This is a genomic window from Mycoplasmopsis canis PG 14 (assembly GCF_001553195.1).
Classification (GTDB): Bacteria; Bacillota_I; Bacilli_A; order Mycoplasmatales; family Metamycoplasmataceae; genus Mycoplasmopsis; species Mycoplasmopsis canis.
In genome coordinates this window covers 828,717-841,260 of the sequence record NZ_CP014281.1, presented here as the reverse complement: position 1 = coordinate 841,260, position 12,544 = coordinate 828,717, and the positions used below count along the sequence as shown (strand labels likewise).

Genomic DNA, 12,544 nt, shown 5'->3' with positions numbered 1-12,544 from the left:
TATCACATTTAAGCTTTATTTTACCAGTTGTGAAATTTATCACATTTGTATAATAATTTTTTTAGTAAAAAAAGTTTTATGGCTGCTATATATCATTTAAAGTAAAAATAAAAACCGAATAAATCGGTTTCTAATAAGGTTCATATAAATCGTCTTCGCTTTCAAATCTAGCATTAAAACCAGAATTTCTAAGTGTATTTAATAATGAATGCGATCCCTCAGGAACTATAATTTCAGTACTACTTTTAGAGAAATTTCCATCCGAAAATTGCATTAATACACTTAAATTTCTTAAACCTGAACTTGATAATGTATTATCATTAGAAGTAGGTATAATTTTAATTTTTTGAGTTGCTGATCCATTACTAAACATAATTTTAGATCTTGGCATACTTGTTTGTTTGATTAAAATTTCATCAAATTGTGCTTCATTCATTTCAGTCGTTGCAATTTGGAAAGTGTCTGAATTATTGAATAATTTTATTTTGTTTAACATTCTTTTTTCACTAGGATTATCTTCATTTGTAAAAATTAATCCTCTAAGTGATTTTATTGAAGGTATTCTAGATAAATCTAGCCCCATTGTGTATGAGTTGCTTGCTGCGTGTCTATCGGGTTTATTCCCGGATCCTCAGCCACCTTGGAAAATACGTTCATTATTTCTTGATCAGTAGGCCATTCTAAGTCCATCATTAATTTTATCGAGGCTACCATTAGGGCCTAAATCTTCTGGATCAAAAGCAAGATTATCAAAAGTAATAACTGTATATATAGTATCACGTGGGCTATATGAAAAGCTTACGTTATAATCGTTCATATTTAATCAAGCAACATTATTTAAAGCTCAAGGATTAAATGATCAATCATCTGCCAATGAATTAACTTTGTTATTTGTATAAAGACCTAATTCATCAATTTTCTTATTATGTATTTTTCTTAGTGCAGATGTGTTTCTAGATTCGAAGAAAAGTTCAAGAAGTGGCAATTCTTGTGGTAAAGCAGCTAGAATATGGTCCATATTTTGATCGCCTGATAATCCAATACCTTTAATTCTGTAACCTGTGATTTCTATACCTTTTGAAATGAATTTTTCCATAATAGATTTTGCATGTCTATAAGCATTTGGTACAGAAACATCGATTGTGACAACAGTTGCTTTTTCTCTGTTTTCTCCTTCAATTTTTTCTTTACGAGTATATTCGGTAACAGATATCCCTCCACCACTAATTTCGTTTATTCCGATAGATGCATAATAATTAGTTTTATCTACATCATTTCAATTAGTGTATTTACCTTTTTCTATTTGGTTAGGAGTTCTAAAATCATCTTTATTATTACCCAATACTCTAAAATGCTGATTCTCATTTTTAGTTCTTGCTAAAACTGCATTATATGGTGGCTTAAAGGTATGAGAAACCCATTCACCATTTTCATTTACTGATAAATTACCCCCATCTTTAGGGATAACATTACCTTGCGCTAGTTCATCTAAGACTTGTTTAGAAAGTTTAGTAATTTTAGTGTGATCAATGTGCATTATAAGTAAGAAATGTCCTAATGGAACAGTTTGCCTACCATTACTTTGATCTCAACTAATTGTTTCTTTGGAGTTTCATCATTCTTCGAAGTGACTTCTTGCAATATCATCAACATACTTGTATATTGTTTCTTTATTCTTTAAAAGTTGGAAGTATCTAGCTCATAAACCAGCCATTTGCTCATCGGCGCTTCCGACATTATCTAAATAATTTTGTTTTCTAGCTAAATCCCTATTAGGATCTTCTAATATGGGTCTATATGAAGATGTTGCACCGAAAGTTAGATCTTGAATCTTACCATTAGCTTGTGCATTTGCTACTGATGCCGCAATATTTTCGGGTGTTAAAGCTCCAGAAATTTTGTGTACATCAGGAGTAAACTCGGCTCTATAATTTTTTCTATTAACAATTCCTTTTTCAATATCTGATTTTTTGTTTACTCTAGGTGGTAAAGGAGTTACTTCAACAAAGTATTTAATATTATCCTTAATAATTACTCTTGTTTCAGTAGGGGCTGGTTTAGGTTTTAAAGTTGGGTCAGTTATCTCTAGAGTTGGCTGACTAGGTTTTTCATCTTTTTTAGGTAAAATATCTGATTTTGGCGAATTTGTTGATTTAGGTAAAATAGGGTTTTTAATTTCTTTTTTCTTATCATCTATCTTAGGGATAATTTCGGTTTTTAGAGGGTCTTTTTGAATAATTGGTTTTACTATTGGTGGATTTTTTAAGATTGGAACATTAATATCTGTTGCGGCAGGTTCAGTTTTTGTTAAATCAACAGAATCCGCAATAAAATTTCTTGTAGTACCGGGGTTTATTTTAAATTTGAAACCCTTCGTGTTGGCAGAATTCATGTGAATTACTGTTGATGCAGAAATTGCGGTTGTAATACCTATAGTAGAAGTTATTAGCATTATTTTTTTCTTTCTATTCAACATAAGCCTCTCCTTGTATATATTTTAGATAAAATATATATTACACTTTTTATTTTATCACATTTAATACTCTTTTGTTAATTTTAAAAACTACTAAAATAACTATTTTAATTTATAAAAAAAACTAAAAATACATGTCAAATATATTTTTAGTTAATAAAAATTAAAATATCTCAAAATCATCATCTGTTGATGAATATTTTACTTGAAATCCTGCGCCTTTTAGAGAATTATATAAGTTTGTTGCATTTTCAGGCACGATAACTTCTGTAGAACTTTTATTAAAAGTACCATCAGAATATGACATCAAGGTGCTTAAATTTCTTAATCCATTGCCATCAAGTGAGTTTGAATTACTGTCTGGAGTAATTTTGATTTTCTTTGTTGCTTTTCCATTTGAAAAAGTAATTTTAGATTTTGGCATCTGAGGTTGAGATGTAACTAGTACATCCGCGAATTGAGCACCATTCATTTCTGATGCAGAGACTGTTCATGTATCTGAATCATTGTAAAGTTTAATTTTATTTAATTTTCTTTTTTGGCTAGGATTATCTTCGTTGTAGAAAATCATTCCTTTTAGTGTTTTAATTTTTTTAGCATTTGAAAAATCAAGTCCCATTGGATATGAATTTCCATCACTTTCACGATCAGGTTTTGTTCCAGGACCTCACCCGCCTTGGAATATACGTTCATTATTTCTTGTTCAATATGCCATTCTTAGGCCGTTATTAATATTAGTTAGATCACCATTAACAATATCTTCATCATCAAAAGCAAGATTATCGAATGTAATTCTAGTGTAAATAGTATCTCAAGGATTATAAGAACTTGAAACATTATAATCTGCCATATTAACTCATGCTACTTTATTTAAAGCTCAAGGATTTAAGGCTCAATCATCTGCTAATGAATTTACTTTATTGTTAGTAATTAGTGATAATTCATCAATTTCTTTATTTTTTAGGTATTTTAAAGCTGTTGTATTTTTTGATTCAAAAAATAGCTCTAACATAGGAAGTTTATCAGGCAAAGCAGCAAAAATCTTATCAAAGTTTTGGTTATATCCTGATTTACCTACATTTAAAATTCTATATCCGTCTACTTTTAACCCGTCTTTTTTAATAAACTCAATGAATTCTAAAGTTTTTTTGAAAGTTTCTGACCTTCCGGCATCGATTGTTATAATTCTAGCTTCTTGTCTATCTACACCTTCTAATTTTTTATCTATAACATATCTATTTATTTCAAACCCACCAAGATTTAAAAATTTAGCATAGTTTGGATTCTTTTTAAAACTAAAATTCTCTTCTAGTTTTGTTCAGTTGTGATATTTACCTTTTAAAATATCATCACCTGATCTGCTTCAAATAGAGTCGTTTCCTAAAACTCTTTTTTCTCTATTATTTCTTCTAATTTCTCCTAAGCCATTTTTAATTGGAGGACTAGTTGTATCAATTTCTCATTCGCCCTTAGAGTTGATTCAGGGTGCTCCAGTATCCTCTGGTAGCACATGGCCATTTCTAAGCATCTCTCTTGTTTTGTCTGAAATTTTGTCAAATTTAGAATAGTCAAGATGCATAAGTAGTTTAAATTTACCAATTGATAATTTTGGTCTGTTTCACCCATGAGGTCATGATATATAAACTTCAGAATTTCATCATTCATCAAAATGTTTTAATCCTACATCATCTACATATTTTCTCATTAATTCTTTATTTCAAATTAGATTGTGATATCTTCAATAAAAACTTCCGAGCGTATTTGCTGCTGTACCATCATTATCAAAGTATTCTTGTTTTAAGCTAATATCATCATTAGAGTTTATTATTGTGTTATATAGAGCACCTTCATTTCTAAAAATTCCATCAGCTCACTTTGTTTTTAAAATAGCTCTATCAACTGTTTTTTTAATATTTTCTTCAGTATCACCACCAACTATCCTTGATACCTCTGGAAGAAGTTCGGCTCTATACGGAACACGGTTTGCAATTCCTCTTGCTATGTCAGCTGAGGAATATTCTCTAGGTGGTATATCTTTAACTTCTGCATAAATTATAATTCCGTGATTATTAATTGGAACAAGTTTATATCCAGGACGTGCAACAAGAGGTGTTTCCTTAGGCACTTCTTTCGGTTTTTCTTTAGGTATTTCTAGAGGTTTTGTCTCCTTTGGTAATTCCTTTGTATCTTTTTTAGGTTCTTCTCTATTTAAAACAGTAGCATCTTTATCAACTTTCGGTTTTTCTTTTTCGATAATGGGTTTAATTTCGATTGGAACAATTTTTTTATCAGGTGTTGAAATGATAACTTTCGGTTTTTCTAATTTAGGTAGGTTAAAATCTGTAGCACTATTTTTGGCATTAGTTAAATCTACATCCTTTGTTTCAAAATTCGGTTTTAAAATACCGTTAATTTCAAATTTAAATTTTGGACTGTTAGTGCTTTGTTTATGTACTAAAGTTGTTATTGCGGCTGAAGTAGCTACACCTAAAAAAGATGTTAATAATAATATTCTGCTTTTTCTTTTCATAGGTATGACCTCCTTAAATTACTATTTTTATTTAAGTATATTTTTATTTTATCATGTTTTGAGAATAAAATATTAATATTTTATCTATATAAAAAACTAAACCTAAGTTTAGTTAATCATTTATTGAATTTAATAAGTCAGATATTTTTTTTGCAGCTATTGCACCATCATTTGCAGCGGTTACAATTTGGCGAATTTCTTTATGTCTGATGTCACCGGCAGCAAAAATTCCTTTTACTTTTGTTTGCATATGTTCATCAGTGATTATAAATCCTTTTTCATCGAGAATATCTAAACCATTAACAAAAGTTGTTGTTGCTTCCATACCAATATAAGGGAAAAATGATGATACTTCCACTTTAGTTTCTTCGCCAGTGATATTATTTTTAATAATAGCAAACTGAAGGATTTTATCACCTTCTAATCTATCGATTTGAGATTCTTTAAAAATAGTTACATTTTTTGCTTTATATAAATCTTCTACAAGTTTTTTTTCTGCCGTGAATTCCTTTTCACGAATAACAAAATAAACATGTGAAGCTATTTTTGTTAGGTATGTTCCTTCCTCAACTGCTGAATTCCCTCCTCCTAAAACTATTGTAGGAGAATTTTTGAATAAAGGCCCATCACAGATGGCGCAAAAACTTATTCCACCTTGTAAAAAACTATCATAATTTTTTATAAATGATGGTTCTCTATTTTTCATACCTGTTGATATTAAAACAGTTCTTCCGTATATGGAAGTATTATTTGAAAGCATAACTTCTTTATCAAAATCACCATGGTTTATTATATTTACAACTTCGCCATATTTATATTCAGCACCAAATCTTTTAGCGTGATCAAAAAAGTTAGTAGCTAATTGTCATCCCTCAATAATTTCGGTACCTAATCAATTTTCAATTTTGTTAGTTAGTGATAACTTTCCGCCAGGCGCACCTTTTTCGATAAAAATTACTTTTAAGTTCGCTCTACTTGCGTAAAGAGCAGCGTTTAATCCTGCAGGTCCACCACCAATGATGATTAAATCATAAATTTTTCTTTCTTCCATAATTACCTCTATTTAAATCAAGTATATGTCAATGTTTTTTTGAATAAAAAGCTAAATGAACTTCTATTTACGTAAGCTGAATAATATTCAGGGTATTTGTATTCATAATGTTTAAATACTTTATTTTTAACAGTTGTTACATATTTAACTTTAGATCAAAAAGCAAAATAAATAAATATAAATCCACCAACAATCGCAAAAGCAAGAGCAATTATTGAATAATATAAAAATGATTCTTGTCTTAATGGTTCAAGTGCTAATCTTAATATACCATATCATAATAAGTATAGTCCAGCTGTAGCACCTGGTTTAAATGTTCAAAATAAATTAAATATTCAAACAATAATTAAATACCCAACCAGGTTAGCCAAACCTTCATATAAGAATAAAGGATATCTATATGCACCTTCTAATCCAAGTGCATCAGTTACCGAATCAGAAATATACATATTATCTGCAAAACTTTTTCCTCAAAAAATTGAACTATTTCCAGATCAATCTATTTTTCCATAAACTTCATGATTACCATAGTTACCAAATCTACCAATGAATTGACCCACTAAAATAGTAGGAATAATAATTGATGTTGCTTTTCTAATATCAATTACATTTCTTTTTGTATAAACATAAGTCATATCAGCAACAATGGTAAAGAAAACACCCCCTTGGATACTTAATCCCCCATCTCATAGAGCATATCATGCAGAGCCTCTGAATGGATCGCTACTATAAATTAATTCTTCGAATACGAACCCTAAACGTGAACCGATAATACCCATAGGAATTGTTATTAAAATTAAACCAAATAGTACATCCATATTCATTTTTTCTCTTCTTCAAAAGAAGAAAATTGTTAATATTGAAGCTAAATATCCTGATAATATCATTAATGAATATGTATGTAATTGGAATGAACCTATATTAAATAAAATGCTTGGTGTCCCTGCACGAAATGCTACATCAGGTACATAACTTGGGCCATTTAAATTATTCATCTTCTTCTAACCTCCTTCTTTCCATTTCTTGTATAACATTCAATCCGTCTCTTTTTGATAACAAGAATCCTACAGCAGTTTCAATTAAAGAAGCGGCTGAACCACCTTCTTTAATCGGGATCTGAATTTTATGAATTGATCTCCCAAAAATAGGATACTTAAGAAAATCAATTCCTAATCTGTCTAATTCATTTTGCCTATCTGTTTTAACCAATTCTACAACAAGATCAATTACTGAAGATGTTGCAACGGATTTAACACCATAAATATGTTTAACGTCAATCATTCCTATACCACGTACTTCTAACATGTTTTGAGTTATACGTGGAGAGCGACCTATAAATATATTACCACCATCTCTTATTAACACTGAATCATCACTAATTAAAACGTGTCCTCTTTGCACTAGTTCAAGGGCTGCTTCAGATTTACCTACACCACTTTGACCAATGATCAAGACTCCTGTTCCACCTATTAAAACTAAACATGCATGTACTTGTGTTTCATCTAAAAAATAGTTATTTAAGTATGAACCAACATTTGTTGATAATAAAGATGAACTAACTTGTGATAAACAAACAGGAACACCAAATTTTTCAGCTGACTCAACAATTCAACTTAATGCTGGTTTAGCAACCCCTTTTGAAAGTATTATAAGAGGAGGATGTTGCACAAAAATATGTTCAATTGCTCTCTGTGATGCTTGCTTACCAATCTTTTGAAATCATAAAGATTCACTGGTTCCTCAAGATATAACGTTGTTATTTAATCTTTCGTGCGTTAATAATTCTGCAAGTTCCAGTCCAACACGTTTAATTGCTGGTTGATATATGTAATTGTAATTAATATGTGTTTCCGGGTTGTTTAAAATTCTTCAACCAAAGAAATCGATTAATTCTTTTACACTAACTTTCTTTTTGTTATTCATATTACCTCGTTAATATATAAATTATATATTATTTTCTTTGAAAAAAATCTTATCTAAAAACTGACCTGTAAAGCTATCTTTGTTATTGGCTACTTGTTCTGGGGTTCCTGAAGCAACAATTCTTCCGCCATGTATACCACCACCAGGACCAAGATCAATTAAGTGATCGCAAGATTTTATAACATCTAAATTATGTTCTATAACAACAACGGTATCACCGTTATCAACAATTCTATTAAGAATAGAAATTAACTTTTTAATATCATGAATGTGCAATCCAGTTGTAGGTTCATCAAGAACATAAATTGTTTTGCCGGTTGGTTTTTTCTGCAAGTAGGTTGCTAATTTCACACGTTGAGCTTCACCACCTGATAAAGTTGTAGAAATTTGCCCTAATTTAATATATCCAAGCCCTACATCTTGTAAAAATATTAATTTTTCAACAATTTTTATTTTTGTGTCAAAAAACTTAATAGCTTCATCAACACTCATTTCAAGTATGTCATTAATGTTTTTTTCCTGGTATTTAATTTCTAAAGTTTCTCTATCATATCTCTTTCCATCACATTGATCACAAGGGATATAAACATTAGGAAGAAAATGCATTTCAATAACCAAGAAACCATCACCACTACACTTTTCACACCTACCACCAGGTGTATTAAAACTAAATCTACCTTTTGTATAACCTCTAATTCTTGATTCTTCAACATTCGCAAATATTTCTCTTATATCATCAAAAACACCTGTATATGTAGCGGGATTACTTCTTGGTGTTCTCCCGATTGGACTTTGACTAATGGAAACAATTTTATCTACATTTATTAACCCATCAATACCATTAAATTTTGCTTTTTTATGTTGTAACCCTTCAGATAATCCTTGCATTTGTTGGTATCCATTAACTAAAATATCATTAATTAAAGTACTTTTTCCACTTCCTGAAACACCTGTTATACCGACAAATTTACCGAGCGGAATTGTTACATCAATATTTTTAAGATTATTTTCTTTCGCACCTTTAATAGTTATTTTTTTTCCATTTCCACTTCTTCTAAATTTAGGAATTTCTATTTTTCACTCACCTGAAAGATATTTACCTGTAATAGATTCTTTTGAATTAATTATATCCTCTAAAGAACCTTCAGCAATTATTCTACCACCATTTTCTCCTGCTTCAGGACCAATATCTACGATATGGTCAGCGGCAAACATAGTATCTTCATCGTGCTCAACTACTATTAAAGTGTTTCCTAAATCAACCATTTTTTTCATTGTGTTAATTAATCTTATATTATCACGTTGGTGCAATCCGATTGATGGTTCATCTAAAACATATAAAACACCACTTAAATTAGAACCGATTTGAGTAGCTAACCTAATACGTTGAGCTTCACCTCCAGAGAGAGTTTCAGCACTTCTGTCTAATGTTAAATAATCTAATCCAACATCATTTAAAAAAGTTAATCTATCAATTATTTCTGATGTAATAATATTAGAAACAGTTTTGCTATATTCATCTAACTTATCTATAAATCTTTCAAATGTTATCAACATATCAGAAATAGAAAGTTTAGTCATTTCGTAAATATTTTTAGTATCAACTTTTACACTTAAAGCTGCTTCATTAAGTCTTGCACCCTTACAAAAGTGACAAGAAACAGAGCTCATGTATTTTTTAAGATAATCACGCCTCATATCAGAAGAGGTTTCAAAATATAAGCGTTCAATTTTTGTTAATATACCTTCAATAGCTTGTTTTTTTCTATATTTATTGTTTGAAGAAGAAACTAAGACATATTCAATTTCTTCTTCTCCAGAACCATATAACATGTATTTTAATTTATCATCTTCAATTTCGTCAATTGGTAAATTAATAGGTATGTCATAATGGTTTAATAAAGCATGAAATTCTTGTCATTCAAGATTGGTTGTATTTACTGTATTTTCAAAATATTTTATTGCACCAGTTTCGATTGTCTTTCATGATTCAGGAACAACAGCATCAAAATCAGCCTTAAATTCAATACCCAATCCTTTACAGTTATCACACATTCCATATGGAGCATTAAAAGAAAACATTCTAGTTTCTATCTTTGGTATTGAAAAATCTTTATAAATACAAGCATGTAATTTTGAAAAAGTTTGAACTTCTTTCTTATCTAAATTCTCAATTTTTACTATCCCACCAGCTTTATCAGTAGCAATATTAATAGCCTCAGAAATTCTATTGTAGTTTTCTTCATTAACTTTAACTCTATCGATAACTAAATCAATTGTGTGTTTATAGTTTTTGTCAAGATCAATTTTGTCTTTAAGGGATAATATTTCACCATCAACTTTAGCTCTCAAATATCCCTCATTTTTTAATTTCTCTAATAAATTAGCATGAGTGCCTTTTTCATTATCAACAATTGGTGCATAAATAATCAATTGAGTGTTTTCTGGATTTTTATAAACTAAATTTAAAATATCTTTTGTAGTTTGTGAAGTTATTTCAATATTATGTCTTGGACAGTATGATTTTCCAATTCTTGCGTAAAGCAATCTTAAATAATCATAAATTTCTGTAACTGTACCAACAGTTGAACGAGGGTTATTATGAATGGTTTTTTGTTCAATAGAAATTGAAGGACTTAACCCTTCAATTTTTTCAACATTAGGTTTTTTTGTTCCACCCAAAAAAGTTCTTGAATATGAACTAAGAGAATCAACGTATCTCCTTCTCCCTTCTTCGTAAATAGTATTAAAAGCCAGCGAACTTTTACCACTACCACTAAGACCTGTAAATACTACTAATTTATTTTTAGGAACTTCTAAAGAAACATTTTTTAAATTATTTTCTTTTGCCCCTGTGATAATAATTTTATTGTTATTTTTATTCATGTTGACCCCCAAATTTAAAATATAAATATATTTTACCTTTTATTAAGGAAAATATAACAAATTCATTTTAATGTTTTTTATGAAAAATATGGAAATTTCATAATTATCTTAATATTAATGCAGTTTTAATTATAAAATGTATAAGAAATAGCGAAGTAAAAAGAGATTCAATTAAAATAGTTGCTTATGAACTTTTAAAGTTAATTTAGATATAGCAAATATTATTAAGTTTTAAAAAATAAAAAATTTTAACGGGGGTAATTTATGTCTTGATTATTATTATTCGTTTTCTTTTCGATGTTTATTTCTTATTCAGCTGTTATTTTTGCCCTTTATTTTAAGGTATTTAAAATATTTAAAATAGCAAAATTTCAATTAAATTTAATGGTTAAAATTAATCTAAACAAAAAAGAAATTTCATTAAATTCTAAATATGTTGAAGGGTTTAATTTGCTTGAAGAACTTTGAAAATCAGGAAAAAAGAAATTTTGAATTTTATTTATTCTTTCTTTAGCAATTTGTTGAGTATTTAACTTGATTTTTTTATTTATGTTAGGATTCAAAAATTCTTTATTGTGAAATTTAATATTATTTCCGTCATTTCTGCCAGTAATACTATTTGTTTTAGGTTGAATAATGAAAGACTGCTATATTTTTAAGAAAAGTTTAGTTAAAATGAAAGAAATTATTTCAAAATCACCGATTAAAAACCAACTAGCCGATATTTTTGGTTACAAAGAATTTTTGTTAGAGGAAAATAAAAAGAAAGAATATTATTACATTGGTGATGTCGAAAAAGATCTTTTCTTAAATTACAATATAGTTCTAAAGTTAAGTAAATTAGAAAAAGATAAAGCTCTTTCGTTATATTATTTTTTTATTTGAGGTTCTCATTTTGAAGAATCAGAAACAAGCATTGATGATTACGAAATGCTTTATTTAGAATGTATTAACTTGTCGGAGAAATTATGGAAATAAAAATACTTTTTTCAATGGACCTTTTTCACTTGTTTTTGCCATTTTTAGTCATTTTAATTTCGATGTTCACTATTTATGCATTATTAAAAAGCGTTTATATACCAGGCATTTTATTTAAAAATGTTTTAAGAAGAATAAAGGTTTTAAGTAAAAAAAGAGATGAAATAGTAGTTAATAAAATTTTTAAAGACGGATTTAGATTAATGAGAAAAAATTTAAATTACATAAACAAAATATATCTTATTGTTTTATTCCTGCAAATTTTTAGTGCTATTGGTTTAGGTTATTGAAGTTATATTAATTGAACTTATTTTAATTTACACGTTTTTTTACTTTGTATAATTCCGTTTCCTTCTTTAGTTTTTTTTTTTTATGTTTATACTCCTAAAAAAATGATAAAAAACGCTGAAAAAAGGTTAGAAAAATGAACATTTGTAGATGATTCATATTGCTTTGATAAAGAGTATACACCGAATGAAACTCCGCCAAACACATATTTATTTTTTCAATTTATTCAATTAGTACCTTTTGTATTTTCTTGTAAAGTTTATAACAAAAGATTTAAATATAAAGATTGATCAATTTATTATATGATGATTTGAGGAATTCATTTACCAGAAGTTGATAATATAGAAGAAAAGAAATTAAATATTTATCAAGAATTTATTAATTTAATTCACAAATAGGGTAGAAAAAAACAAGA

8 protein-coding genes are annotated in these 12,544 nt (G+C 28.6%); 2 read left to right on the top strand and 6 right to left on the bottom strand.

Going from position 1 to position 12,544, the window contains the following annotated elements:
• Positions 1-130 precede the first annotated feature (130 nt).
• The 6 genes from AXW82_RS03315 to uvrA all read right to left on the bottom strand — a co-directional run bounded on the left by AXW82_RS03315 (position 131) and on the right by uvrA (position 10,863).
• Positions 131-2,476: a putative immunoglobulin-blocking virulence protein gene (locus tag AXW82_RS03315; RefSeq protein WP_004795166.1), complete on the bottom strand. Its 2,346-nt coding sequence runs from the start codon at positions 2,474-2,476 to the stop codon at positions 131-133.
• A 160-nt stretch (positions 2,477-2,636) separates the two neighbouring features.
• On the bottom strand, positions 2,637-5,003 hold the full coding sequence (locus tag AXW82_RS03310; RefSeq protein ID WP_004795167.1) for a putative immunoglobulin-blocking virulence protein: 2,367 nt from the start codon (positions 5,001-5,003) through the stop codon (positions 2,637-2,639).
• A 112-nt stretch (positions 5,004-5,115) separates the two neighbouring features.
• Positions 5,116-6,054, bottom strand: a complete 939-nt coding sequence (locus AXW82_RS03305; RefSeq protein WP_004795169.1) for an NAD(P)/FAD-dependent oxidoreductase — start codon at positions 6,052-6,054, stop codon at positions 5,116-5,118.
• An 8-nt stretch (positions 6,055-6,062) separates the two neighbouring features.
• The gene (lgt, locus tag AXW82_RS03300; RefSeq protein WP_004795171.1) at positions 6,063-7,049 is read right to left on the bottom strand and encodes a prolipoprotein diacylglyceryl transferase; all 987 of its coding nucleotides are present in this window, start codon (positions 7,047-7,049) and stop codon (positions 6,063-6,065) included.
• The gene (gene hprK, locus AXW82_RS03295; RefSeq protein ID WP_004795172.1) at positions 7,042-7,977 is read right to left on the bottom strand and encodes an HPr(Ser) kinase/phosphatase; all 936 of its coding nucleotides are present in this window, start codon (positions 7,975-7,977) and stop codon (positions 7,042-7,044) included. Before hprK ends, lgt begins: the two co-directional genes overlap by 8 nt.
• A gap of 21 nt (positions 7,978-7,998) precedes the next feature.
• On the bottom strand, positions 7,999-10,863 hold the full coding sequence (gene uvrA, locus AXW82_RS03290; protein ID WP_004795176.1) for an excinuclease ABC subunit UvrA: 2,865 nt from the start codon (positions 10,861-10,863) through the stop codon (positions 7,999-8,001).
• A 264-nt stretch (positions 10,864-11,127) separates the two neighbouring features.
• Between uvrA and AXW82_RS03285 the strand changes: the two genes are divergently transcribed.
• The gene (locus AXW82_RS03285) at positions 11,128-11,841 is read left to right on the top strand and encodes a hypothetical protein (protein WP_004795178.1); all 714 of its coding nucleotides are present in this window, start codon (positions 11,128-11,130) and stop codon (positions 11,839-11,841) included.
• A 62-nt stretch (positions 11,842-11,903) separates the two neighbouring features.
• Positions 11,904-12,527 (top strand): hypothetical protein, encoded by a 624-nt coding sequence (locus AXW82_RS03280; protein ID WP_237076668.1) that lies wholly within the window; start codon positions 11,904-11,906, stop codon positions 12,525-12,527.
• Positions 12,528-12,544: the final 17 nt, after the last annotated feature.